Consider the following 24,912-nt stretch of genomic DNA (forward strand, 5'->3'; position numbering starts at 1 on the left):
ACTATGATGTGCACCATGGAGAATTAACAATAGAAGACAAGAAACACCTTGAAGACTCATAAGAGAAAAGTTTAAAGAATATGGATTCAGTGAGCTGTTCTTTTATCATTCAAGTCCACTACTGTCCACGCCCTACTTTGAGATTTTATGGTTCCCCATAGACAGCTATCTAACTCAAAAATCTAGCTAAGAAATAAAACCATAACAAAAAAATTGAAAAAAAATGAAAATATTTAAAGTTTAGAATTAATTTAAATCTTATTTTAAGATAGTCAGGCTAAAAGGTCACCAACCCTCTCGGCACTTCTTTTCATCTCTATCCTTATCATACCGAGGTTCACATCGACCTCTGTTATAACAACAAGGATCCCCTCACCGGCGTCTATCATGAGGGTCTTACCCCTTTTACCCTCTATCATGACCTGCTCCAGGGGGTCGTGTCTGATCTCCTCTGCGGACCTTTCGGCTGTACCGAAGACCGCTGATGCCATTGCAGCCACGAGTTCCGCGTCGATGTCACCGGGCACCTGGCTCTCGATTATGAGACCGTCCTTACCAACGACCAGGGATCCGTTAACACCGTTTATTCTTCCAAGGTCCTTGAGTATCCTCTCTATCAACCCTAACACCACCTATTCAAACATCTTCCTCATGCATCTTCTTATTGTTCCCTCAGCCGCCCTTTCACCCATAACGGTTTTAAGTTCAGCTGTGAGTGCCTGGGCAGCCACCAGGTCTGTGTGATTAACATCAGCACCATCTATCCACTTCATAACATCCTCATTGAGGTCTGATAGTTTCCTGAGGGCTGCGTCGAGTTCCTCCTGCTCATCAAGGAGGTGCATTGATTTTGCGCTCTTTACAAGGAGTTCTGGGTTCATTGCCCGTGCCATGCCCCTGACGCCTGAGGTTTCAACCAGGGATGCCATTGTCTGGAGTGTCATGAGTATCTGCTTCTCAACCATCTCCTCAGGCGCCCCTATGATCTTTGTACCGACGTAGTAGTAGTCCAGGACTCCTGAGAGGGCTACTGCGGTCACCAGGGACCCCATGTCTGCAACCGCACTTGATACGTCTGCAGGGACCACGTATGCCTTCTTACCTGAGCTTTCTGCAAGTTCAACGCATCTTGCTATCTGTTCATCCGTTGCCATGTCAAGGTCGCTTGTTGCGTGTCCGCCTATGACGTAGTGTTCGTGCTGTGGTGTGCCTGGTACGGCTGCAGGGTGCATGGATGCTATGCCGATGTCCCTTCGCTCCATCCTGAGCTCCTTCTCAAGGACGTAGTAGAGTACCACGGGTGATACGGTGCAGGTGTTTGCTATCACCGCGTTTTCAGGGAGCTCCGGGAGTATGTTCTTTGCAATCTCAAATGTCTTCTTACCGAAGGGTGTGAATAGAACTGCCACCTCGGCCTCCCTGGCGGCCTCTGCATCATCATCAGTTACGGTTACACCTGCCTCCTCAACCAGGTTCCAGTGGTCATCATCAAGGATTCCCCTAGCTGGCTCTGCAAGTGTGACTTCATGTCCTGCCTCTGCAAATTCAATTGCCATCCGGCTTCCACCGTATGGTGCCTCCCCACCGTATTTTTCAGGGAGGTTCAGGTTTTCAATGTATAGTTTCTGATTACCTGCTCCATAAACCGTTACCTTCATTGTTATCACTCAAATGGGTTTATAACTGGAAAATTTCATTATTGTAACTCATCCTATTAAAGTTTTATCTTCAAAGGAGCCCTGGGAATGGTTTTATAGATCATTGAACCGTTCTAAGGGATATGCTGAAAATTTTAAGGGTATGTGTCATGAAAGTTATAAATAATCCTATGAACAGAAAAATATCATTAAAATGACACGGTGGCTCGGTTTATGGATGACCTTCGAGAAAAAATCAGACTGTTATCAGAGGCCCTCCTCCTTATACTGATTGGTGTCGATGCATTCGCTCTCACAGTAACCGTATTCCTTCCTGTGAAGCCGGGTACATTCAGCAATATCATCGTCCTTGATCTTTTAACCTCCCTGATCCTTGCAGCCGCCTATCTTCTGAGGCGGGATTTCACCAGTCGTTCACTGAATATTCTGGTTGTGGCTGTTCCATTCTACTTTATAGGGTTTTCAATCCTTGGCATGGCTCAGTATTCGCCTTTACTTCGTTTACTGAACTTCATCAAGGTTATGGGTCTTTCAATTGCCCTGGTGCAGCTTGCAGGGTCCCTTGGTGAATTTCTGAGGAGGAGTCGTCTCAGTTATGGGCTGGGGTTCTTTGTGACATCCCTCTTTGTCTTCACGGTTATATTTTACCTTGCGGAGAGCCCTGTTAATCCTTCGGTGTCAACCTATGAGGATTCCCTATGGTACGTCCTCCAGACCCTCACAACCGTGGGTTATGGTGATATAATTCCTGTAACCTTCCCTGGGAGGCTTGCGGGCATCCTTCTAATGTTGAGTGCCATTGCAACCACAAGTCTCGTCACTGCCTCTGCAACCTCAACCCTCCTGGAGAGGATAGGTGAGGAGCAGGAGCGGATGGTGTCCGAGAGAAGGGAGGCCTTCCGTTTACTTGAGAAGAGGATTGATGAACTTGAGGGTCGTCTTGAAAGGATTGAAAAATTAACCAGGGACCTTGTTGACATCATGAAAAAGGATTGAAAAACTTTAAAAGTTGGATTCACCTATTCATATTTGTCCTGTGGTAAGTTATTCATGAGCCATTTACTAATTCTATCTTCCCATGTCTTCGTTCTGTTTTTGGAGAATTCTTATCTGAATATATTGGAGTATTTTTATCTGGATAAATGTATCTTTTTCCGGAGATCGGTGTTTCAGTTTCCTCGATCTTTTGAAGGTCTTGCTCAATGTAATGCTTCAACTGTTTATTCAAGGTACTGTAATCACCGTAGATCCTCTTGATATTATCTCCAGATCCATGAAGATCTTCAGATACATGCTCATTATTATCACCAGCAGAAGAGACATCAGCAACTGGAGAACCATGTTCCGCCTTCCAGATACCGCATAAACTTGAGAATATGCACCATCTACATAGATCACTTTCTTTCGGTGCAAAATCCTCCATTCTTATACCAGATGTAACCTTTAAAAGAATATCATCAATATTTTCTGCAGGATCAACCAGTACCCATGAGGAATCCAGAAACGTGTAAATCCAGTGTGCGGCAAATTTATATCCAAGTGAATGCCTGTAAATTCCTAGCTGGAGTTTAAGTTCCTCAATATCCAGTGAATCAACGGTCGTGACCTTGAAGTCCACTATTTCCATTTCCCCTCTATCATTTTCAATTATAAGATCTGTCCTTCCCCTTATGAGAACTCCATCCTTAAGTATGCTGAATGGTTTCTCAGCGGACACAATCCTCCCGGCCCTGGACCTTATATTTTCAGCGTATCTCCTGAGGAGTTTACCAATAGTCTTTAGACTTTCCTGACTTATTTCAACCCTCCTGAAACACTCGGATGTTAACCTTTTAATGTAGTCATCGGTTATCTCCATGTTCTTCATCATGCGGATATTTATTCTTCTAAGGCAATCATGGACTGCCAGACCAAAGAGCTGATTCAGTGTTGGGGGCACTTCAAAACCAAACTCATATTCCATCATGTAAAGGAAGGGGCATTTGAGGTATTTTTTGACCTCAGAGAAGCTTATCTTTATCGTGTCTGGAATCTCCGTGTCCCTGACTTCGCATCGGTTTTTTATTATAAGAGGGGCCTCATTAGCATCCACTGGCATGAGTCCAGATTTTCCCTTTAACTCCTCTATAAATGGGGAGTAGCCGATCCTCTGCCTGTGGTTCTCTGTGGCGGATATTATAAGGAGATCCTGTGCTCTCGTCATTGAAACATAAAACAGCCTTCTCTCCTCCAGAAGATTGGAATCAACTTTATATTTCTTCAAGGAGTCGGGGAGCTCTACATCTTTATATGACTTGAAATTTAATGGTACTTTGCCGTTGAAAACGGAGCAGACTATGACCACAGGAAATTCAAGTCCCTTTGATCTGTGCATGGTCATTATGTTGACTGAGTATGGGTTTTCAAGAATTATCTGATCATAGGTCTTTTTCAGTTTGGCCATCCTCAAGAATTTAAGGAAGCCATCTATGTCTGCATCGTTTGATACTGTGGTGTAATCCCTGATGATTGAAGTGAATCTTGCTATGTTGTAGAGTTTCTCCTTTGAGAAGTCGTCATACCTGGAAATCAGCTTTTCAGGATATCCTGATATTTCAAGGATTTCATAATACTTCTCAAGGAGACTCATCTCAGTGTCCATGAGCCTGTTAAGAGATACCAGTTTCTTGATATCTTCTCTGTTACTAAAGCCAGCCTTAAGGAACTCATTATGGTGCCTGTACTTCCTGACCTCATTTTCGCCTATCTCCATAATTCTTTTTATTGTTTCCTCACTGATTTCAAGCACCTCTCCTTCAAGATATTCAAGTCCCGTTCCACGGGTCTTTGTGAGTATTCTTTTATCTTCATCCCTCAGGTAATGGAAAATATAAAGGATGTAGATTATTTCTTCCCTATCAAAGAATCCTGAATCGCCCCATAGATTAAAGGGGATTCCCTCTTTTTTGAGTTCATTGATTATTTCAGTCGCATCCTTTTTGACGCTTCTAAAGAGCAGTGTGACGTATCCGTAATGTGGAATTATACCGTATCTTTCAAGGTCCTTTATTATTCCAACGACATTGGAGGGTTCATCAGCATGGGTGTGGTTATCGAGGATGAATACCCTGTTACCTGAGTCCCTTACGGGCTCTATCTTTTTAGGGTACATCCTGTGTTCATCAATAAATTTCTGAGTCACCCGGACTATACCTGGAACAGATCTGAAGTTCTTATTGAGGATAACAGTTTCTGCACTGTACTTCTTCTGAAAGTTAAGGAAGTTTTGGGGTGTTGACCCCCTGAATCCATATATGCTCTGATCCTCATCACCCACTGCAAAGATGTTTTTTTCTTTACCTGCAAGAAGTTCTATGAACTTCTCCTGCACAGGACTGGTGTCCTGGTACTCATCAACCATGATGAATCTGTAATGGGACCTCAGATCCTCAAGAACGTCAGGGTTGTCCCTTAGAAGCTTTATAACTCTCCACTGCAGGCCTGAGAAGTCAAGGAGTCTCATTTCCTCTGTAAGTTCAAGGTATTTCTTGTAGGCCATGGCAGCTCTTTTCTCTTTCTTTGAGCCACCAAATTTTTTATAGTAATCCATGAGTTCATCAGGGCACACCATGTTTTCCTGAGATTCATTGAAGAATTTCTGTATATCTTTGAATGCAAGCTCGTTCACGATTCCAAGTCCCAGCTCTTCACGTTTTTCAAATATGAACATTAGCTGTGCCTCTTCCTCAAGAATGTCAAAACGCGAACCCAGAGAATGTCTATCCGCATGGTTTCTGAGGATGCGGTTACAGAAGGAGTGTATGGTTGATATCTGCATTGTTTCGCCGCGGGGTCCTATCCGTTTTATTATCCTTTCCTTGAGTTCATCTGCAGCTTTATTGCTGAAGGTTATAACAACGATTGAATCTGATGGAACACCCCTCTCATCAATCAGTTTAACAACCCTTTCAACTATAACCCTCGTCTTCCCGGCTCCGGGTCCCGCCACAACAAGCATCGGCCCCTTGAAGTGTTCAACAGCCTTTTTCTGTTCATCTGTCAGTTCAATCCTGCCGGCCTGCATGGAGTACACCTCAATGTTCTGAATCTATGTTTACTGTTTACTTTTATAGTTTTTTGATTGATAACGAGGTCTTTTGGGTGCAACCACCTAATAATTAAAATTAATTTTAATATAATTAAAGAAAAACTTAAATATTACTTCTTGTTAAAATAAACCTGAATTAAATTAAAAGGAGGTGAAATTATTAGGAGACTTTTACCTCTCGTGACAGTGATACTTCTGGCTTCACTGACAGCAACAGCAAGCGCAGCAGAAGTCTCAGGTCACGTTAAGGAGATATACAACGAATCATCAGGAACCTACACGACACTGGAGAACGCCATACCCGTGAAGAACGCCACGGTACAGGTACTCGGAAACGGGACATTGCTGAACCAGACACTGACACTGGATGACGGTTCATACCACCTCACATTCACTTCAGAGTCCCCTGTTGAGCTCAGGATAAGCTACCACACCTACAGGACAGCCACCTACACCCTGAACGGATCATGCATCATCAACCACACCTTCATGCCTGATATAGCCATCATAAGCTCGGTCCCCGAGAAGGGACAGGTACTGAGATCAATGGGTAACAGGCGTATAATCTACCATGACATGTGGAACCCTGCATCTGCAGCAGATGACTGGATAATGGAGCACGTGAACTTCGCATACCTTGACATGGCAATGCCAGGGACCGGATGGGGAGACTCATGGTACCCCTACCTCCTCAGAAGCCCCGCAAACCAGAGGAACATGATAGCAGCCGCCTTCGGGTATCCCACCGACACCGACAGCGACCCCTGGGGTGGAACCGGACTCCACCTCCTCGGCGGAACACCCGACAATGACACCCCCAACACCATAGAGAACACATACATCGCAAGCTACTACGCCCTCGCCTCTGGCCCAGCAGCCAGGGAGAACCTTGAAAACATGATCAGGTACATATACTACCTCCTGGGTGAGACCACATACAACCCAGTGGAGAACGACGAGGGACCCGTGATGGCAGCACCTGACTGGGGCCTCTACCACCCCGACGCCGGTATTATGAGCGTCTCGGCTTCAAGGGCCAGGATAAAGGAGTGGATAGAGACCAATCCCGGCCTGATACCACCCTACGACAGTCTACGGTGGATAGACCAGAACTTCAGCGCATGGGCAGAGAACATGAGGGCAGACATCTACAGGCAGTTCGAGGAATGGTACGGTGCAGCCAAGAACCTGACAGGCCCCTTCATTGTGGTCGTAAGCTACGGACCATCAGCCACGGTTGACGCCATAATAAGGGAGGCCGAGTCTCAGGGCAGGGCAGCCTTCAACCTCTACCAGGGAGCCACAAATCCACCAGTAAGCAGACTCCTTGAGGAACTTGTACTCGGAGTTGAAGGTAAGGGCCCGATGGAGAGGAAGATCAGCGCCGTGATATCCCTATACTCATGGTCCCTTAACTATCCCAACCTCCCCAGTGGCGGTGCCCTTGAGGAATTTGAACGGATAAACGTGCCGGTCATCAAGGGAGTCCAGCTCGACAGCAGCTCAAGCCTGACAAACCCCCTGGGTGCACAGTACGAGTGGACCTGGCAGGTTACGATTCCAGGATTTGAGGGTGTCTTCGCACCCGTGGTTGTATCCTGCACAGACGACTCAGGAAGCGAGGTGCCCCTGGTTTCAGGGGTCAGGAAGATAGTGAAACTGGCAGATGGCTGGGCGAAGCTCTCGGAACTCAGCAACACAGAGAAGAAGATAGCCCTCATACTCTACAGTTACCCGCCAGGTAAGGATGGTTTCACAGCATCCTACCTCGATGTCTTCAGGAGCCTCCACGACCTGCTGGTGAAGCTCAACGAGACAGGTTACAGTGTTGGAGACAGGATCCCCGATGCTGAGGAACTCTACACCCTGGTATCGGAGTTCGGGAATAAGGGCACATGGGCCCAGCCTCTCCTTGAGAAATACGTCTCAGAGAACAGGGCCGCCCTTGAATCAAACCGACAGCTAATAGACCCTGAAAAGTACCTTGAATGGTTCAACGGGCTCCCAGAGAACCTCAGATCAGAGGTTATATCCAGGTGGGGTTCCCCTCCAGGGAGTATAATGACGGTGAACGGTTCACTGGTCATACCCGGCATGGTCCTCGGAAACATCCTCCTGACGGTGCAGCCGGCACGTGGCTGGGATGAGGTCACCGACTACCATGACCCCTACCTGCCGCCCCACCACCAGTACATAGCATTCTACCGCTGGATCCAGGACGTCTTCGGGGCAGATGCAATGATCCACCTTGGAACACATGGAACCCTTGAATGGCTTCCCGGTCGCATGATAGGACTCATGGAGGATGACTGGTCCTTCCAGCTAACAGACCTACCAAACATCTACCCCTACATCGTATCAAACCCTGGTGAAGGTATGGTTGCAAAGGACCGCAGCTGGGCCCTCATCATAGACCATATGACACCTGCCATGGTCCAGAGCGGACTCTACGGTGAACTCATCGAGATCCACGACCTCATACACCAGTATGAAAACGCCATAAAGGTGGGGAACTACCAGATACTCCCGAGCCTCGAGTCCCGGATAAGGGCCAGGGCAGCCTCCATGGGCATGAACATGTCAGGGAACTTCACCGAGGCCCTTGAAAGGCTCCACCTCAAGCTCCATGAAATCGAACACGACATCATACCCCTGGGACTCCACAGCCTTGGCAGGGTGCTCACAGGGGAGGAACTGGTTGAGGAGGTCCTGACCATCGCATCATCAAGGACAGAGCTACTTGAAAACATCAGAAGGACCCTCTACCCTGACCTTCCAGCATACAGTGAGATGATCAGAAAAACATACATCTATGAGACCGAAATTGACAGTATAAAGTCCACTGCACGTAACTGGATCGTTTCAATCATAAACGGGACAGTCCCTGCAGGCATAAACTTGACAGACCTTGAATTCATCAACGACACTGTACAGAAGATAAGGGCAAACATGGAGTGGGAGAACATCCTGAAGGCACTTTCAGGCGGCTTCATAAAGCCGGGCCTTGCAGGGGACCCCTCATGGAACGACGTACTGCCAACGGGAGTGAACTTCTACGCTGCAAACCCTAAGAAGATGCCGACAAGGGCCGCCTGGGAGACCGCCGTGAAGGTGGTGGACAGTATGCTCGCAGACTACTACCTCAAACACGGCAGCTTCCCTGAACTCGTGGGTATGGTGATGTGGGGTACCGAGCTCCTGAGGACCGATGGAATAGCCATAGCAGAGTTCCTCTACCTCCTTGGAGTTAAACCTGAATGGAACCCCAACGGTGATGTTAAACCAGAACCGGTCCTTATGGACGCATCCCAACTTAAGATAAACATCAATGGCGTTGAAATTCCAAGGCCACGCATAGACGTCCTTGTAACTGCCGTTACAGGGAACCAGTTATGGATAGACCTCATGAATAAGGCGGTTAAAATGGTTGCAGAGGCCAATGACACCATGAATTACATCAGGAAACACTACGATGAGTGCGGATCCCTTGACAGGGTCTTTGGACTGATGGGCCTTGTACTTGAGGGTACGGGTGTCTCTGACCTTACACCAGCAACATCAAGGTGGAATGCCACCGGTGAACTTGCAGACGTCTACCTCTCAAGGGTATCCTATGCATGGAGGTCCGGGCCGGGCGGCGTTGATATCCAGCAGAACCGTGGAGTATTCCAGTACCTCCTCAAGAACGTTAACCTGGTGACACAGAACCTTGACAGTACATGGAGGCTGATGGACACAGATGACTACTATGACTGGTTCGGTGGAATGGTCCTTGCATCACGACACCTTGGAGGAAACCCTGACACGGCCCTGGTTGATATGAGGAACAAAAACAGCATCAGCATACGCACCGTTGCAGAGGAGATTGAACTGGAGATAAGGTCACAGCTCCTGAACCCCAGGTACATGGACTCACTCCTGAACTCACCCAGCGGATGGCTTGAATACGCCCAGAGGTACAGGAACGTCTTCGGTGTTGCCGTGACAACCGGCGCCGTCAGTGATGAACTCTGGAACCTCATGGCAGAGAACCTCCTATCAGACAGGTTCAGGGCTACAAAGGACTATGAGGGTGTTGCAACACAGTCAATGATAGCATGGCTCCTTGAGGCCTCAAGGAGGAACTTCTGGAACGCCGATGAAAGGATACTTTCAGGGCTTGCGGATCGCTACATCCAGCTCGCAAACCAGTACGGTGTTGTCTGCTGCCACCACACCTGCGCAAACATGGTCTTCAACCAGTGGCTTGTGAAATTATCCTCACTTGACAGGGCATCACTCCAGAAGTTCGCAGCAGCCATGGCGGCTGCAACCGGCATGAGCATCGATGTTCCAGGTTCCGGCGGGTCAAACCAGCCAGGGAATTACGGTGAGGGTCAGAGTACGGGTACAGCAGGAAGACCATCCCGTGGATCATCAGGTGAAGGAAGAAGTCAGGTCACTGCTTCCAGTGCTTCAGGGAATTCCGGTCCCGGGGCTGAACCTCAGGAGGGAACTTCTGGAGAAGAAGGAAAGGCCTATGAGGTTTCAGCAGCCACTGAAAGCGGATCATCAGAAAGCCAGGTCCCGGTGTACGCCATCCTCGGGGTAATATGCCTCGTTGCGCTTGTTGGAATCGGATACTTCAGGGCCAGATAACCCCTCTTATTTTTTATTTTTCCTGATCCCTAAGGATTCTATATACACCCTGTCTGTTTTTCCAGTAACTCAAGGATACGTTTAAGGAATTCTCCACTCACACTCCATTTACCATTATCATGAACCAGGAACCCGGCAAGTTCAAGTTCCTCAAGTTCCCTACGGACATCTCTCCCTGTTTCCTCTTCTATTTCATCTTCATCCATTGATTTCCTGTATAGAAGGGAGATTATCCCTCGCTTGACACCGTTTAAACACTGAATCTCAGCCAGCCACCTGAAACCTATCTGCTGAAACTTAGCCTCAAAGTGTGCCTCAAGGAGTGATGGACCGTATATGGGTCCGTCTGAGAGCACGTTCAGGAAACAGTCTGTGAAGAGGGGGTTGCCCCCTGTGAGTCTGTGGAGGTATTCGATACCATCCCTGGTGAACCTGATTTCCGGTGCCTTAATCTTCAGGTATTCCTCAAAATTCCTGAGGATGAAGGGTTTTAATTCGATTATTTCTGCCTCAGGAAAGTTATCATGGATCTCACCGATAACCTTCTGACTGTAAGTCACTGCAAGGGCCACTTTTAAGTCGGCGGAGACCATACGCCTTATCCCTTCAAGGACTGATCCATCAGGGGATACATGATCAATCAGGAGGTACCAGTTCATGGTCCTTGTCATCACAATCTTACCCGGGAGCCCGGATTCCTGATGATTCCAGCTGCCGCACCTCGTATCCATGAGGCTCGTGTTTCCAGGGTTTTCGGCATGAAATCTTTTAAAAAGAGTTGTTTTTCCTGAGCCCATGGGTCCTGTAACCACGGCAGGACCGCCGGCTTCAAGGGCTTCCTTCAGTCTCTTCAGTTCCCTTTCCCTTCCATAAAACACTTCAATTTTATTCAGGGGGATTATGGGCATTTAAGGCACTTAATAAGAAATTATAGTACTGCCAGTTCGCCGGCAGAGGTTATCTCGAGTTTCTCCCTGTCGATGAATCCCATGTCACGGAGTTCCCTTATGTGGTTGTAGGTCATTCCCCGGCTTATTCCTATCTTAACTGCAAGGTTCTTGACTGACTTCTCACCTGCCTTGAGTTCCTCAAGGACCTGTTTCTTTGTCTTGGAGATCCCGAAGCTGAGTATGGGTAGGTCTATGAGTTCACTGTCCTCCTCTGTAACGTAGACTATGCGCTGGACGTCATGGTTCCTTGCATAGCACCCGAAGAGGGCCCCCAAGGCCTGGGTCTTCCTGCCCCCGCTTATGTTTACAACCACACGTCTACCCTTGGCCCTTTCCTCATCGATGATTTCAACCATGTCCCTTGCAATGGTCACAACGTCATAGAGGCTTGTTTCACATGTTGTGATCTCCATGAAGTTGCCGAGGGTGTCCCTGAGGACCTGTTCAACCTGATCCTTTTCCTTCGGAGCCTTGTCCTCCTTGAGTAAGACCACCTTCTTCGGTGAGAACTGTGTTATGCAGATCATCACCGGTTCAAGTGAGTATATGGTGGATATCAAAGTGGTATCTATATTATCACTCCCATCCCATTTTCACATCCTGAAAACTTGTTCAGGATGAACAATCCATATAATATAATAGTATTCTCTACTGACCATTCTATATATATTTTGTGCCATTCAAAACTCCTTTTTCCAGAGTTAAGTGTCTATTTCATGGAGGAGTTCCGGTTCATTGAAGTATCTCCTTTACATTACAATGGTTCATGGTTTTCTATATGAAATAGAAAAGTTCGATCACAGAATCCTGTCCATCTTCAGATAATCATTTAAAGGATTCAGGGAATTTTGGATGAATTTCAGGGTAAAGTCTTAAATGGTTAAATATTTATTTTACTGGGGCTGGCCTCCAGCATATCCCGGACCAGACCATTTTTGTAAATGAAAAACATATACATTTATATATTAGAAGATAATTTATAGTATACATAACCAACATTACGTTTGGATATGGTGATTTCAGAATGAAAATTAAAGGTCCATTAAAATATGGGTCATACATGTCAATTAACGTATATGAATACATTAAAAATGTATTAATAACGATCTGGAGTTATGTATTCATAGAAATTATAAAATATTCTCTGAAGAAACGCGGCAATCATCCAGATTCCCACACATCCATGGAGTACAGCAATAATATTGAGATGGCTGAAGTCACAGGTTACTGAGCGATGATACTCATCTGAAATCACGCTTCAATAAAAAGGAGGTGAAAGAACATGAAAAAGACCTACATGGCCGGAATACTTCTCCTCCTTGTAGGAGTTGTATTCGCTTCAGGTTGTGTCTCAGACACAGCCCCACAGGAAGAGAAGACGGTGAACGTAACAGACCTCAAGGTCGTTTCAGAGGGTTATGGCCTCTACTCCGTGAGTGGGAAGATAACAGCGCTAAAGGACTATGGCTACCTTGAGATGCACCTTAACTGGTACGACTCAGAGGGGAATCTCCTATATGAAAACCCACTTGCATGGAACACCAACAATGCAAAAACAGGACAGACAATTAAATTCAAAGCCGAAGATTACATTGACACAGGGAAACCCGCAAGGGTTGAAATACTGATATACGGAACACCATTCGGGGGAAGTGAAAGCGACCTGATCTACAACAACACCATAAAGGTCTAGGTGATTAAGAATGAGCGAAACTGTAGAGAAATCAAGGACACTTGAACTTGTCCTTGGAATAATTGGAGGGGTCTTCGGGCTGCTCGGAGGCTTAGCCGCACTAGTGTTTTCAGTGTTCGCCACGGATATTCTATGGTTAGGTATCAGCGCCATCCTTGCATCCATTCTGGGAATCGTTGGATCAGTATATGTCAGAAACAACCCCCGGAATGGAGGAGTACTGCTCATTGTAAGTGCAGTCTGGCTACTGATAAGCATATCTGCCTTTGCAATTCCAGGCACAGTATTTCTGGGTCTTGCAGGAGTCCTGGCCCTCTTAAGATAATTCATCCTTTTATTTTTTTTGGAAGAAAACCCTTGCATAACATGTCAATCATTAAAAGAGGTGAATAAATGGATACATCTACACTGATAGCAGTCCTTGGGATAGGATTCATATTGATCTTATTCATGTCAGGTGCAATTACCGGCGGATCAGAAACAGAATACGTTGAATATAATGAAAATACTGTTGAAGATACGGTGCCAGAAGAAACAGAAAACTCAACAGAAGAAACAGAAACCGCATCATACTCAGAATCGGATGATTACTCAGATCTCATGTACCCCGAGGATGTAAAGGAAGTTCTAAGCCTGTATGACTATAACTACGATGGGAAAATAGAATTCCTGGACGAGGACAGTGACTACCCCGATGGAGAGGAAGAATTTATAGCCTGGGCTGTTACAGCAGGCCTGGATAGCTCAGACGCAGCGGAAATAACAGATTTCTTCATGAACTATGATGAAGATGGTGACTGGTACCTTGACAGGTACGAACTGGACATGATGTTCTACGACTACTACAACTAAATACCAATCCTTGAGAGCTGATATTTCATTAATACATTTCTTCTTTTTATTGTGTCGATTATTACCTGTAGAGAGCATCCACCTGCAGCTAAAAATGCTCCCTTCATAACTGAAAAGTTATTTATACTCCCTTCCACAGATATTATTACTGGATTACAATGATACACTACAGAATGGACCAGCCGGAAAGGGTTAAGTGCAGTGTATGCGGTGGTACGGCCGAGGAGGTAGAGGAGACCTACCCGGAATCAGGAAACTTCATCATGGTCCTCTACAGATGCACCAGTTGCGGTCATATCGAGAAGAGACAGTACGGAAGACCCGTTAAGATTATTGACTGAGGTGATTGGATGGCTGATGAATGCCAGGTGAATGGATACGATGTGATATCAGAAAAATTCAGGACCCTTCTGGGCCTTGAAAAGTCCCCTGTTGCAGTTAAACTCGTCCTGAGGGAGGAGGACCTCCCTGAGGGTATTGAGAAGATTGATAAACCTGCAAGACACTGTGAAATGGTTCAGATGGCCGCTGCAGGCGAATCATTCTATGCGCCGGCAGATTCGCAGGCATGTAAAGGTGGTGCGGATGCCCTTGGAATCGATGAGGCCCCTGCCAAGGTGAAGACAGGTGAATTCTACTACCAGCTGGGACGATTTGCAAGCTTCGCATCAGCAAAGAGGACCTTCGATGAGATACCATCAATAGACCTTAAATTCTACGCTGCAGTCTACGCACCCCTGGAGAAGGCAACCTTTGATCCGGACGTCATAGTGATCATCTGCAACCCTGCACAGGCCATGAAGATATCCCAGGCCCTCCTCTACACCCTGGGCGGACGTGTGGAGGCCGACTTCTCGGGTATACAGTCAATCTGCGCAGACGCCGTCGCCGGGCCCTACCTCCGCAAGAGGCCGAACATAACCATGGGGTGCAGTGGCTCAAGGCAGTACGCCGGTGTGCGTGATGATGAACTCATCGTTGGCCTTAATGGTGAGAACATAGGCTGTGTTGTGAATGCCCTTGAGGCAATAAGCTGATAACATGAGGGGGGTGATAGAATGGTTGAGACAAAGACCTTCAGGATCCTTGAGGACGTGGCCGACCTTGAAGAGAAGATAAAGAAGTACGAGGACGAGCAGACCAGGAACTCATTATAAACTGGATCTACGACACCCTTGAAATACTTAAGGGTGCTGGCAGGCTCCTCGAGGAAATTGAAGAGAGGCTTGACCTCCTTGAAGAGGAGATCGAGAAGAAGAAATTCTGATACCGTGGCTGATCTTTATTCAGCCACAGGATTTGTTTTTTTTATTGAAGTTCAGATCCCAGTTAAAATCTACCTTCTAAACCAAACTGCAGTCCCACAGTCACGTGATGAATCAGTCCCCATTAGAACTGAAGTATCTCCTTATCTCAAGGTAATCGTTGTAGTGGTTTATGTTTATGAGTTCAACCGGATCTTCAGCCCCAACACCGTAGAGCCTCACCCCATCCTCCACCATCCTCCAGAGGATGGGGTTGATGTTACCGCTACCATGGGGGAGGTAATCAAGAAGGATCCTCCTTGGAGCCGCAAATGGCATTCCAAGGCCCTCTGCACCTTGAAGCCACCCTGTATCCCTCCTGGCGAGTATGGATATTCTGTCATCGCCTGAATATTCAATCAAGCGTCTGTAGGTTCTGCTGGAAACCGCTGGCTGGTCTCCTGCTGCGCAGAGCACCATGTCACCCCCTGAGGCCCTGACACCGTTGAGGAGGGACTCGGAGAGGGGCACGTCCGGGGGGCTGTTCCTCACGGTTTTAACGTTAAAGCCCCTGATGCGCTCCTCCACCTCCATGAAGTGGTGGCCGGTTACCACGATGCACTCATCAACTCCTGCATCAAGCACCCCGGCTAACGTATGCTCAATCACCGTCCCCCCTTTGAGGGGCAGGAGGAGCTTGTGGACCCTCTCAAGTCCAAGTTCAGCCAGATCCCTCTTCATCCGGCTCCCGCGGCCTGCAGCCGTTACAACCGCCGATATCATGGGGTTACCTCATACAGGTTCAAGGCGATAGAGCCTTGCATATATCTTTGTACCCGCACCTGAACCGGTGGTCCACATCTCGATGAGGACAGGGTACTTACCCGTATTCTTCACCTTTATTCCTGTTGCAGGGTTGAATCCAAAGAGCACGGCATGGAACTCCCAGGTCATCCCCCTGGGGAGGGGCATCCCTGCACCTGTAACAACGGCCCTGAGGGCCCTTGCGGGTGGACAGGACCCGTGGGAGGCATAGCCACCGGGGGCCTCAGGGTCCCTGGACGCTGTGAACCTCACGGTCTCCTTCCCGGATCCCTCAGTACCAGGAGGGATTATGGTCCCATTCCATGCAGCTGCAAAGGCCCTTGCATTGAATGCCCTCTTGTTGTCATCGTATTCAGGATAGGATCCAAGGTAGCTTACCGCACTCGAAATCTGCACCTTACGGTAATCCTTCATGTAGACCATCACCGGGGAGCCAGATGGATAGTTCTCCATGTAGGTGATTACCTCCTCACCGAAGAGCTCCTCTATCCGTTCAGGGGGTACTGGAAGCCTCCCATCAGTGAAACCTGAGAGCTGATAGTCCAGGACTATCCTGTCCCCATCATCAGCCCTTTTAAACCACCTCTTTATCCTTTCAGCCGATTTATACCTGTGGGGGACGGTGCTGTTACTTATACTGTCAGCCGGGACCTCTTTAATCTTCCTGCCATTTTCAATGATCTCAAGAACATCCCCTCTCCTGACACCATAGGTGTAGGGCGTCTTGTAGGCCCAGAGGAATGCGGGGGGTTCCTGGACAACAAGTTTATCCCCCGAGACCCTGATTACCCCGGGGCCATTAACGGTTGATCTGCCCTCATGGTCTATTCCACCGGTCATCTCAGAGACCGGTGTGCGGACAGCGCCTGTGAGGAGCGCCATGAGGAGGTTGCCGGGGTCCATGTAGTTGAAGCTGTCAAGGAGGTAATCGGGGTGCAGGAGGAGGGGAACGCTCCTCACCCCTGACTCGTCGATGACATCATCACCCTCAAGGACGGTGCTGCCAGGAGGGAAGGCCGCTATCTCCTCCGGGTTCTGGGGCTCCATACTATCCTCAAGGTAGAGGCCTGCTGCGGCTGCCAGTACAGTAATGAGGATTATGATTGAAAGGCACCTAACTGAACGCTTCCTCAGCATACCTGAATCCTCCTTCACCGATTATGAGCACGGTATCATCAGGACCCGCGATTTCAAGGGCTTTCTTCACAGCCTCAATTACCTGTTCCCTGCTGGCTCCAAGTGTACCGGCCCCTGCCCTTCTCCTGCTCGATTCAATGTTAACGGTTTCTGTTTTAATCATGTCTGATGCTCTTCTTGCAGCGTATGAGGCCGGGATAACGATATCTGCATCTGAGAGGATTGATGCTATCTCCCTGTCACCATCAATCCCGCTCTCTGAGGCGACCGTGTTAACAACGATCAGCCTTCCATCCATTCCACCAAGTGTCTGCATGACCGCCCTCACACCGGCAGGGTTATGTGCATAGTCAAGGATGACCCTTGGAGTCTTTGAAATCTCCTGGAACCTTCCCCTGACACCGCTGAAGGACTCTATGCCCTTAACGATCTCATCAATCCCCAAGCCCATCCTACATGCCGCTGCCGCTGCTGCAAGGGCATTGTAGACATTGAAGATGCCAGGAATTGGCAGTTTAACCTCCCTCATCCTGGACCCTATAACCAGTTTGAATCCTTCAGGGGACGCCTCCACGGCCATGACCTGGGGCTGGGGCCTCCTGTATCCACATAAGCACCTGTAGTCGCCCAGGTGGCCCATGTATCGTTTCATGTACCTTAATTTGTTACCGCAGTGGGGGCATTCTCTTCCCTCAGGGATGACGTTGTCGGATTCCATGCTCTGGATGCCATAGAGAATCGTTCTGTCCTCCGGGAGTTCATCCGCAAATGATGCCACCACAGGGTCATCCGCATTAAGTATTAATGTGTCTGCAACTTCAAGGATCTCCCTCTTACATTCAACATAGTCCTGAAAGCTCCTGCCGCCGGAGAGGTGGTCCCGTGAAATGTTTGTTATAACCCCTGTGGAGACCTCCGATAGGAGGGCTGAATTCCTGATCTCACCCCTCCTCCCGAAGGTGCCTATCTCAACAACAGCAACATCCCCTGGCAGCCTTGCCTGGAGTGCGGGGACGAGTTCCGTGTTACCCTGTATTCTGAGGTGGTGCTCGGGGACATCCATGCCGGCTGTCCTGAGGATGGACTTCAGCATCCCTGTGGTGGTTGTCTTCCCGTTGGTCCCTGTAATCCCTATAACGGGTTTTTCTGGGGGGTAGAGGTTGAGGACGTCCTCCACACCGATAACCTCCCCTTCAAATCCCTCAAGGAGTCCCTGGATTTTTCTGTTATTCTCAAGGGATGGGGTCACTGCGATGGTCCCCGCCCTCCTCAGAACCTCAGGGTCATGGCCGCCCAGGTCCAGTTCAATCCCCTCAGCCCTGAAGACGCCCTCAAGGGGTGTTTCGTCGCTGATATCTGACACGATGACCCGGTTCCCCCTGGCCCTGAGATTCCTTGCCATGAGGCTCCCCACGTTTCCGCATCCGCCGAGGACAACCGTGTAGTTCCTGAAGGAGTCAATGGCCCTCTCAACGTCTTCCCTGACCTTACCGTAGGCATTCACAACCCCGGGGCCTATGTGGAGTATTATGTCACCCTCATCTGCCATCTGCAGTGCCCTGAGGATGCTCTCATGGACGCTCCGGGTCTTTATGGTTTTATCCTCACCGGCACCCCGGGCCACCTCATCGGCGGCTGACATGTCCAGTTCCTCGGTTGTCTCGTTCATTCCACTTACAATGACAGTATCCGCGCCTTCACCCAGTATCTTCCCTATCCTGTACTTGTCCCTCACGGTGAGGGTGTCGGGGTTGTCAAGGCTTATTATAAGCCTCCCCCCTGTTTCAACGCCCTCGAGGAGTTTCTCCATGCTCTCAGGGTTGTGGGCTGCGTCCATGTAGACCCTGACGCCATCAACCTCGTCTATGAATTCGAATCTGCCCCTTATCCCCCTGAAGTTCTCTATACGTTTCTTAACATCTTCAAGGTCCATGCCAAGGGCCAGGGCCACCGTTATGGCTGCAAGGGCATTCTCTATGTTGAATATTCCCGGGACCCTGAGCCTTATCTCTGTTGAGACATGTCCCTCAAGGTCCCCTCCCTTACTGCAGGAGGCTGCAGGGACCCCTGAGATTTTGAGGGTGAACCTTGAGCCATCCAGGCCCATGAGTTCTATGTCCGAAGCCTCCACCTGGAATTCCCCTCCATCATCACCCCTGATTCCATAGATAACATGTTCCACTTCAAGGCCGCGGCTGAGTTCCCTGACCACCGGGTCGTTGCCGCAGAGCACCAGGACCCCGCCAGGGGCTATAAGGTCCTTTATTGAGAAGTTCCTCTCAATGTACTCGTTGTGGTCCCTGAATTCATCCATATGATCAGGGGTCAGGTTTGTCACGACACCCGAGCAGAGCTCAAGGCCGTCAGCCATCCTTATGGTCCCGTGCGGTAACTCGAAGACCGCCATGTCCCTCCTTGTGATTTCACCCTTCACAACAAGGTCCACCAGGCCCTCTATCACCAGGGAGTCCTGGAGGGATGAAAATGAAACCGTCCTGTACTCTGATGAGAGTATGAAGTCTATCATGTTGGTGGTGGTGGTCTTCCCGTCGGTACCTGCGATTCCAACCATGGGTATGACTATGAGTTCATTGAGGATCCTGCCTATATCCGATGTTGTGATCCTGATTATGTCCTTCTCCTTCTCGGCCTCCCTGATGAGTCCATGTACATGGGCATCCCGGGGTATGTTCGGTGAGATGAATACTGCGTCTGCCTCCAGTATGTCCTGGATGCTGTGGCCTCCAAGCCTGAACCTTATCCCCTCGGCCTCCATTTCAGGTATCCTCTTCCTTGCCTTGGGGGGTAGCTCCTCGAATCTTCTGATGTCATTGACAAGCACTTCATTGCCAAGGTGTCTGAGTAATCTTGCTGCTGGTCTTCCTGCGTTTCCTGCTCCGAGTACAAGCACGTTCATGTTCCTGATCAAGTTATGCACCCATCATCCTTTATTTAACAATCACTGGAAGGGAGATCATGATCCATTAATCCTTCAAGTTCCTCCTGGATGGCCGTTATCCTTTCCTGGCCGTTCCCACCCACAAGTATCCTCCTGTACTTTCCTGAGAATTCAAGGATCATTTCAGGGATCCTTCCTGCATCATCCACCCTCAGGACCCGCATGCTGCCAGGGTCCCCCAGGTACTCCATGGCCTCGTCAACCGTGTCCTCAAGGCCTGGGAAGAGTACCAGGACCTCCGGTGGTGATGAAAGAACCTCATCCAGTATCCTGAACCTCCATGTCTCTGACCTCCTGGGGGTTCCTATGAACATCACATCGAAGGGTCCCTCTGAGAGGACGGCCCTCAGGGCGTGGGGGTTGTCTGTTTTCCCGATGGTGACCTTTGAACCGTTGATGGTGAATGACCTCACCCGACCCTTCACAGGCTTAAAATTAGCAAGGTACTTCCTCAGGGCATCTTCAGGGACTCCCAGGAATCTCAGAGCCTCCAGAGCGGCCCCCGCGTTCTTTCTGTTGAATCTTCCCTCAAGCAGGAGTTCGCCGGTGTAATCACGGTACTCTCTGACCCATGACGCATCCGCCGTGAGTTCTTCAAGGTGGGGTTCATCTGCACTGATTATAACATTCATACCACTTAAAAATTTCTGAACCGACCTCCGGTAATTCTCAAGGGAGTCATGGAAGTCCATGTGGTCCTGGCCGATGTTCGTAAGGACAACCAGGGATGGGTTGAAGCACCTTGATGCGAATTCAAGGGTCATGTCACAGACCTCCACCACAATGTAGTCGAATTTCTCCTCCGAGGCCCTGAGGAATATCTCTGTGTAGCCCTGGAAACCTCCGCCTGCGTTTCCTCCGAGAAGAACCCTTCTACCGGACTCCCTCAGCACATGGGCTATCATGGATGCCGTTGTTGTCTTACCGTTGGTCCCGGTCACCAGTACCGTGGGGATCCTCCTGTGGTCATCAAGTACCTTGCATAGGAGTTTTTTATTGAATCTCTCGGCGATCTCTGTCCCCATCATTGAGGGGCTGAGGGCAACGGCATCCGCGGATTCTATCCTTTCCATGTCATGGAATCCAAGGTCAACATCCACTCCCTCAAGGTCAGCATTGACATCCTCCCTTATGTCACTGGCATATACACTGTGACCCCTCCTTTTAAGGGATTCAGCTGCCCTTAAGCCCTCAACACCAAGTCCCAGAACCGCAACCTTCATTGCTTCACCGTCAGCTAGTCCTCTTCGTCTTCCCTGACCCCGTACTCCTCCCTGAGCTGCTCCACAGCATCCCTTGAAACCTGGGGTTTAACTGGTTTTTTCTCCTCTTCCTTCTTCCTTTTACGTTTCCCCAGGGATATGATGATGAATATGGCGGCCGCTGCCGCTGCTGTGAGGATGATGACCGTTATGATAACCTCCATACTTACCACTGGAGCCTCTGTACCTGAACCGGGTCCCATCTTGACACCTCAATTTTATATGAATAATAACACAATATATACATTACATGATAATAAAGGATCTTAGGGGTCAGGGAGGTGCTGAGTACATACTTCTTTTTGGAGCCATCATAGTAATAGCCATAGCAGCCCTCTACATATACGTATCCTACTTCAGGATCTCCGGTGATGAAGCGGTGGATGTTACCCTCACCATCACGAATACCGGTCCCTCGAAGAGCTTATTCATATATGAGGCCAACAATACCACGGGCGGCGGGAGCAGACATATATCATCAGGCAACCCTGGTAACAGGTTCTTCCTGCTCCAGCCAGGTGCCAGCAGCACCTTCAGCCTTGGCCGGATGACGGCGGGGACATCGTTCACCATTGAGGGGGGTGTGGGTGACCCCAGGCGGGGTGCGGATGACCTCAGGGGTATAGGCCAGAGGGGCCTCTGGACCCTCAGGATAGGCAACCAGACATATTCATGGACAATAAACGGTCCCTACGACTACAGGAAGAACCCAACGGGCAGTGTGATCATGTCGTTCTCGATAAGCGGTGGTAAAGGTTCTCCATTCAGGTTCAGCGCCGACCAGCTCAGGGTCAGGGGTAACGTCTCAGGAGGATGAATCATGGGAAAACTCAGGAAGGCAACCTTTGGAGCCGGGTGCTTCTGGGGTGTTGAGGATGCCTTCAGAAGGATAGATGGAGTTGTATCCACAAGGGTTGGTTACATGGGGGGTCACATGGAAGATCCGACCTATGAGGATGTCTGCACCGGCCTCACCGGTCATGCAGAGGTTGTTGAGGTGACCTTCGACCCGGATATTGTAAGCTACAGCGACCTCCTTGATGTTTTCTGGAGCATCCATGACCCCACGAGCCTTAACAGGCAGGGCCCTGATGTTGGTGAGCAGTACCGTTCCGTGATATTCTACCATGATGAGGAGCAGAGGAGGCTGGCCCTGAGGTCAAGGGATGAAGTTGGAAGGGCAGGGAGGTTCAGCAGGGAGATAGTCACGGCCATTGAACCTGCAGGGACCTTCTATGAGGCAGAGGAGTACCATCAGCAGTACCTTGAGAAGAACCCCCAGAGAAGATGCTACATAAGAAGAATGTTCTAGGTAGGATGTTCTGTGGGGATGCGGGAAAAACTCCATCTGAAATGCAAAGGGGTGTTTATGATGAAGATAGAAGGTGATGCTGCCCTTGTCCTTGGTGGTGAGGCAGGGCAGGGCATCCAGACGGTCGAGGCTCTCCTGATAAGGGCCTTCAAGGCCACGGGTTACCATATATTCTCCTCAAAGGAGTACATGTCACGTGTCAGGGGAGGTGAGAACTCAACCCTCATAAGGGTCTCATCCAGGCCCGTGAGGGCCTACACAGAAAGGATCGATGTGCTTTTTGCACTGAGCAGGGGTGCTGTGGAGCACCTCGGGGACCGTATAGGGGACACCCTGATAGTTACAGATGATGGGTACGGGATTGAAGGGGCAGTGGCCCTCCCCATAATCTCAAGGGCGGAGGAACTCGGCGGACCCATATTTGCCAACGTGATAGCTGCAGGAGCCGCTGCAAGCCTATTCCAGGTGAAGCAGGAGGTCTTTGATGATGCTGTGAGGTCACTCTTTGAACGTAAGGGTCCTGAAATCCTCAGGAAAGACCTTGAGGCGGGTAGAATCGGCTATGAAATTGGAGAGAAACTCAGGAACCACCTCCATGTCATGGTTGAACCCGACCCTGCTGTCAGGGACCACCTGCTCCTTAACGGCACCGAGGCTACGGGTATGGGGTGCATTGCAGGGGGATGCCGGTTCATGTCATCCTATCCCATGACACCCTCAACACCCCTCCAGGTCTTCATATCAGAGAATGCTGATGAATTCAACATGGTCTTTGAGCAGGCGGAGGATGAGATTGCAGCCATAAACATGTGCCTCGGCGCATCCTATGCCGGTGCAAGGTCCCTTGTTGCAACGTCAGGCAGTGGATTCGCCCTCATGGAGGAGGCTGTTGGACTGGCAGGGATGATGGAGACACCCCTTGTTATCTATATCGGTCAGCGCCCGGGACCCGCCGTGGGGCTACCTACAAGGACAGCCCAGGAGGATCTTAACCTTGCACTCTATTCCGGGCCGGGGGAATTTCCAAGGGCAATATTCGCACCTGGAAGACTTGAAGACGCGCCAGGGATAGCTGCTCATGCCTTTAACCTTGCAGACAGGTACCAGATCCCTGTCTTCATCCTTTCTGATCAGTACTTTGCAGACCTCTACTACAACATCCCTGAAATTGATGTTGATGCTGAAATAGAGGAGCATATCACCGAAACAGGGCCTGACTACAGAAGGTTTGAATTCACAGATAGCGGAATCTCCCCGAGGGGTGTGCCGGGTTATGGTGAAGGTCTTGTCCGTGTGGACTCTGATGAACATGATGAGGATGGCTTCATAACAGAGGACCTTGATGTGAGGAGGAGGATGGTTGAGAAGAGGAACATGCGCCTTGACATGCTCAGGGAGGAGGCGCTGCCGCCGGAGGTCTACGGTGACGACTCCTCTGCAGTGATATGCTGGGGTTCAAATTACTGGCCGGTGCGGGAGGCCATTGAGGAATCGGATGCAGAGGTCAGCATGGTGCACTTCAGCCAGGTCTATCCCATCCCCGGTGACGTCCTTGAACTCCTTGAGTCCTTTGACAGGACCGTTGTGGTTGAGAACAACTACAGAGGACAGTTCGCTGACCTCCTTAAACTTGAACTCGGATTTGAGGTCCATGAAAGATTCAACAAGTATAACGGGATGCCCTTCAGTGTCGAAGAGATAAAGGGCCTCCTGGATGAGGTGGGAGAATGAAACCCGAGGACTATGATGTTGAAGCCGACGTGGCATGGTGCCCTGGATGCGGTAACTTCCCGATCCTGAGGATCCTGAAGATGGCCCTTGCAGAGCTTGATATTCCACCCGAGGGGCTGGTCCTTGTCTCAGGTATAGGTCAGGCAGGGAAGCTGCCCCAGTATTTAAGGTGCAACTACTTCAACGGTCTCCATGGCTGTTCCCTCCCTGCAGCGGTGGCCATAAAGGCCGTTAACCCTGAACTCACGGTCATCGATGTCAGCGGGGATGGGTGCATGTACGGTGAGGGCGGTAACCACTTCATACACAACATCCGGAGAAACCCTGACATCACCAACATAGTCCATGATAACATGGTCTACGGCCTCACGAAGGGCCAGGCATCGCCAACAAGTCAGCGGGCCTTAAAACTCCTGTACAGGTCCATGGGGTTTTTGAGAAACCATTCAATCCCCTGGCAGTTGCCATTTCCCTGGGGGCCACCTTTGTTGCCAGGGCCTTTGCCGGTGATGTTGAGAAGACCAGGGACATCCTTGTTGAGGCCATAGGGCATCATGGCTATTC

Annotated in this window: 22 protein-coding genes; 12 read left to right on the plus strand and 10 right to left on the minus strand. The window is 49.4% G+C overall.

Going from position 1 to position 24,912, the window contains the following annotated elements; all coding sequences use genetic code 11:
• Positions 1–272: 272 nt before the first annotated feature.
• Together N5910_RS04535 and N5910_RS04540 are read right to left on the minus strand one after the other, a co-directional pair.
• Positions 273–620 (minus strand): roadblock/LC7 domain-containing protein, encoded by a 348-nt coding sequence (locus tag N5910_RS04535; protein ID WP_261599859.1) that lies wholly within the window; start codon positions 618–620, stop codon positions 273–275.
• 12 nt (positions 621–632) lie between these two features.
• Positions 633–1,658 carry a H(2)-dependent methylenetetrahydromethanopterin dehydrogenase-related protein gene (locus N5910_RS04540; protein ID WP_261599882.1) on the minus strand — a complete coding sequence of 342 codons (1,026 nt, stop codon included), beginning with the start codon at positions 1,656–1,658 and terminating at the stop codon, positions 633–635.
• Between the two features lie 213 nt (positions 1,659–1,871).
• On the opposite strand from N5910_RS04540, the gene N5910_RS04545 reads away from it, so the two are divergent.
• Positions 1,872–2,654: a potassium channel family protein gene (locus tag N5910_RS04545; protein WP_261599860.1), complete on the plus strand. Its 783-nt coding sequence runs from the start codon at positions 1,872–1,874 to the stop codon at positions 2,652–2,654.
• A gap of 52 nt (positions 2,655–2,706) precedes the next feature.
• Here N5910_RS04545 and N5910_RS04550 read toward each other — a convergent pair whose 3' ends face one another.
• Complete coding sequence (locus N5910_RS04550) at positions 2,707–5,721, minus strand: ATP-dependent helicase (protein WP_261599861.1); 3,015 nt, start codon at positions 5,719–5,721, stop codon at positions 2,707–2,709.
• Positions 5,722–5,925: 204 nt separating this feature from the next.
• Here N5910_RS04550 and N5910_RS04555 point away from each other — a divergent pair, with 204 nt between their 5' ends.
• Entirely contained in the window at positions 5,926–10,383 is a 4,458-nt protein-coding gene (locus tag N5910_RS04555; RefSeq protein ID WP_261599862.1) for a cobaltochelatase subunit CobN, read from the plus strand.
• Between the two features lie 38 nt (positions 10,384–10,421).
• Here N5910_RS04555 and N5910_RS04560 read toward each other — a convergent pair whose 3' ends face one another.
• Together N5910_RS04560 and csa3 are read right to left on the minus strand one after the other, a co-directional pair.
• Positions 10,422–11,291 carry an AAA family ATPase gene (locus N5910_RS04560; RefSeq protein ID WP_191216548.1) on the minus strand — a complete coding sequence of 290 codons (870 nt, stop codon included), beginning with the start codon at positions 11,289–11,291 and terminating at the stop codon, positions 10,422–10,424.
• Positions 11,292–11,311: 20 nt separating this feature from the next.
• Positions 11,312–11,860, minus strand: coding sequence for a CRISPR-associated CARF protein Csa3 (gene csa3 / locus N5910_RS04565; RefSeq protein WP_238337998.1), 549 nt, complete (start codon positions 11,858–11,860; stop codon positions 11,312–11,314).
• A gap of 497 nt (positions 11,861–12,357) precedes the next feature.
• Here csa3 and N5910_RS04570 point away from each other — a divergent pair, with 497 nt between their 5' ends.
• The 6 genes from N5910_RS04570 (at position 12,358) to N5910_RS04595 (ending at position 14,915) form a co-directional block, all read left to right on the plus strand.
• Positions 12,358–12,564, plus strand: a complete 207-nt coding sequence (locus N5910_RS04570; protein ID WP_074358930.1) for a hypothetical protein — start codon at positions 12,358–12,360, stop codon at positions 12,562–12,564.
• 51 nt (positions 12,565–12,615) lie between these two features.
• Entirely contained in the window at positions 12,616–13,026 is a 411-nt protein-coding gene (locus N5910_RS04575; protein ID WP_074358931.1) for a hypothetical protein, read from the plus strand.
• A gap of 10 nt (positions 13,027–13,036) precedes the next feature.
• On the plus strand, positions 13,037–13,351 hold the full coding sequence (locus N5910_RS04580; RefSeq protein WP_074358932.1) for a DUF4064 domain-containing protein: 315 nt from the start codon (positions 13,037–13,039) through the stop codon (positions 13,349–13,351).
• 68 nt (positions 13,352–13,419) lie between these two features.
• Positions 13,420–13,878 carry a hypothetical protein gene (locus N5910_RS04585; RefSeq protein WP_191216549.1) on the plus strand — a complete coding sequence of 153 codons (459 nt, stop codon included), beginning with the start codon at positions 13,420–13,422 and terminating at the stop codon, positions 13,876–13,878.
• Positions 13,879–14,036: 158 nt separating this feature from the next.
• A complete protein-coding gene (locus N5910_RS04590; protein ID WP_074358934.1) occupies positions 14,037–14,219 on the plus strand; it encodes a hypothetical protein in 183 nt (60 codons plus the stop codon).
• Between the two features lie 9 nt (positions 14,220–14,228).
• Complete coding sequence (locus tag N5910_RS04595; protein ID WP_074358935.1) at positions 14,229–14,915, plus strand: DUF169 domain-containing protein; 687 nt, start codon at positions 14,229–14,231, stop codon at positions 14,913–14,915.
• A 342-nt stretch (positions 14,916–15,257) separates the two neighbouring features.
• Here N5910_RS04595 and N5910_RS04600 read toward each other — a convergent pair whose 3' ends face one another.
• From N5910_RS04600 to N5910_RS04620, 5 genes are read right to left on the minus strand one after another with little or no spacing between them, the layout of a single operon-like run.
• Positions 15,258–15,905 carry a nucleotidyltransferase family protein gene (locus N5910_RS04600; protein ID WP_261599863.1) on the minus strand — a complete coding sequence of 216 codons (648 nt, stop codon included), beginning with the start codon at positions 15,903–15,905 and terminating at the stop codon, positions 15,258–15,260.
• A gap of 9 nt (positions 15,906–15,914) precedes the next feature.
• The gene (locus N5910_RS04605; RefSeq protein ID WP_191216551.1) at positions 15,915–17,084 is read right to left on the minus strand and encodes a hypothetical protein; all 1,170 of its coding nucleotides are present in this window, start codon (positions 17,082–17,084) and stop codon (positions 15,915–15,917) included.
• Positions 17,062–20,013 (minus strand): Mur ligase family protein, encoded by a 2,952-nt coding sequence (locus N5910_RS04610; protein WP_261599340.1) that lies wholly within the window; start codon positions 20,011–20,013, stop codon positions 17,062–17,064. Before N5910_RS04610 ends, N5910_RS04605 begins: the two co-directional genes overlap by 23 nt.
• Before the next feature lie 23 nt (positions 20,014–20,036).
• Complete coding sequence (locus N5910_RS04615) at positions 20,037–21,266, minus strand: Mur ligase family protein (protein WP_074358938.1); 1,230 nt, start codon at positions 21,264–21,266, stop codon at positions 20,037–20,039.
• A 14-nt stretch (positions 21,267–21,280) separates the two neighbouring features.
• Positions 21,281–21,508, minus strand: coding sequence for a hypothetical protein (locus N5910_RS04620; protein ID WP_074358939.1), 228 nt, complete (start codon positions 21,506–21,508; stop codon positions 21,281–21,283).
• A gap of 47 nt (positions 21,509–21,555) precedes the next feature.
• Here N5910_RS04620 and N5910_RS09455 point away from each other — a divergent pair, with 47 nt between their 5' ends.
• From N5910_RS09455 to N5910_RS04640, 4 genes are read left to right on the plus strand one after another with little or no spacing between them, the layout of a single operon-like run.
• Positions 21,556–22,122, plus strand: a complete 567-nt coding sequence (locus N5910_RS09455) for a class III signal peptide-containing protein (protein WP_074358940.1) — start codon at positions 21,556–21,558, stop codon at positions 22,120–22,122.
• 3 nt (positions 22,123–22,125) lie between these two features.
• Complete coding sequence (gene msrA / locus N5910_RS04630) at positions 22,126–22,617, plus strand: peptide-methionine (S)-S-oxide reductase MsrA (protein ID WP_074358941.1); 492 nt, start codon at positions 22,126–22,128, stop codon at positions 22,615–22,617.
• 60 nt (positions 22,618–22,677) lie between these two features.
• On the plus strand, positions 22,678–24,348 hold the full coding sequence (locus N5910_RS04635; RefSeq protein WP_191216585.1) for a 2-oxoacid:acceptor oxidoreductase subunit alpha: 1,671 nt from the start codon (positions 22,678–22,680) through the stop codon (positions 24,346–24,348).
• Positions 24,345–24,896 carry a thiamine pyrophosphate-dependent enzyme gene (locus tag N5910_RS04640; protein ID WP_261599341.1) on the plus strand — a complete coding sequence of 184 codons (552 nt, stop codon included), beginning with the start codon at positions 24,345–24,347 and terminating at the stop codon, positions 24,894–24,896. The genes N5910_RS04635 and N5910_RS04640 overlap by 4 nt, the downstream gene beginning before the upstream one ends.
• Positions 24,897–24,912: the final 16 nt, after the last annotated feature.

It is taken from the genome of Methanothermobacter wolfeii (assembly GCF_025397995.1).
GTDB classification, from domain to species: Archaea; Methanobacteriota; Methanobacteria; order Methanobacteriales; family Methanothermobacteraceae; genus Methanothermobacter; species Methanothermobacter wolfei.

Excerpts from the sequence above, each read along its gene's own strand:
- N5910_RS04540 (WP_261599882.1), bottom strand. The coding sequence starts at position 1,658 with ATGAAGGTAACGGTTTATGGAGCAGGTAATCAGAAACTATACATTGAA.
- N5910_RS04545 (WP_261599860.1), top strand. The coding sequence starts at position 1,872 with ATGGATGACCTTCGAGAAAAAATCAGACTGTTATCAGAGGCCCTCCTC.
- N5910_RS04550 (WP_261599861.1), bottom strand. The coding sequence starts at position 5,721 with ATGCAGGCCGGCAGGATTGAACTGACAGATGAACAGAAAAAGGCTGTT.
- N5910_RS04560 (WP_191216548.1), bottom strand. The coding sequence starts at position 11,291 with ATGCCCATAATCCCCCTGAATAAAATTGAAGTGTTTTATGGAAGGGAA.
- csa3 (WP_238337998.1), bottom strand. The coding sequence starts at position 11,860 with ATGATCTGCATAACACAGTTCTCACCGAAGAAGGTGGTCTTACTCAAG.
- N5910_RS04570 (WP_074358930.1), top strand. The coding sequence starts at position 12,358 with ATGAAAATTAAAGGTCCATTAAAATATGGGTCATACATGTCAATTAAC.
- N5910_RS04575 (WP_074358931.1), top strand. The coding sequence starts at position 12,616 with ATGAAAAAGACCTACATGGCCGGAATACTTCTCCTCCTTGTAGGAGTT.
- N5910_RS04580 (WP_074358932.1), top strand. The coding sequence starts at position 13,037 with ATGAGCGAAACTGTAGAGAAATCAAGGACACTTGAACTTGTCCTTGGA.
- N5910_RS04585 (WP_191216549.1), top strand. The coding sequence starts at position 13,420 with ATGGATACATCTACACTGATAGCAGTCCTTGGGATAGGATTCATATTG.
- N5910_RS04590 (WP_074358934.1), top strand. The coding sequence starts at position 14,037 with ATGATACACTACAGAATGGACCAGCCGGAAAGGGTTAAGTGCAGTGTA.
- N5910_RS04595 (WP_074358935.1), top strand. The coding sequence starts at position 14,229 with ATGGCTGATGAATGCCAGGTGAATGGATACGATGTGATATCAGAAAAA.
- N5910_RS04600 (WP_261599863.1), bottom strand. The coding sequence starts at position 15,905 with ATGATATCGGCGGTTGTAACGGCTGCAGGCCGCGGGAGCCGGATGAAG.
- N5910_RS04605 (WP_191216551.1), bottom strand. The coding sequence starts at position 17,084 with ATGCTGAGGAAGCGTTCAGTTAGGTGCCTTTCAATCATAATCCTCATT.
- N5910_RS04615 (WP_074358938.1), bottom strand. The coding sequence starts at position 21,266 with ATGAAGGTTGCGGTTCTGGGACTTGGTGTTGAGGGCTTAAGGGCAGCT.
- N5910_RS04620 (WP_074358939.1), bottom strand. The coding sequence starts at position 21,508 with ATGGGACCCGGTTCAGGTACAGAGGCTCCAGTGGTAAGTATGGAGGTT.
- N5910_RS09455 (WP_074358940.1), top strand. The coding sequence starts at position 21,556 with ATGATAATAAAGGATCTTAGGGGTCAGGGAGGTGCTGAGTACATACTT.
- msrA (WP_074358941.1), top strand. The coding sequence starts at position 22,126 with ATGGGAAAACTCAGGAAGGCAACCTTTGGAGCCGGGTGCTTCTGGGGT.
- N5910_RS04635 (WP_191216585.1), top strand. The coding sequence starts at position 22,678 with ATGAAGATAGAAGGTGATGCTGCCCTTGTCCTTGGTGGTGAGGCAGGG.
- N5910_RS04640 (WP_261599341.1), top strand. The coding sequence starts at position 24,345 with ATGAAACCCGAGGACTATGATGTTGAAGCCGACGTGGCATGGTGCCCT.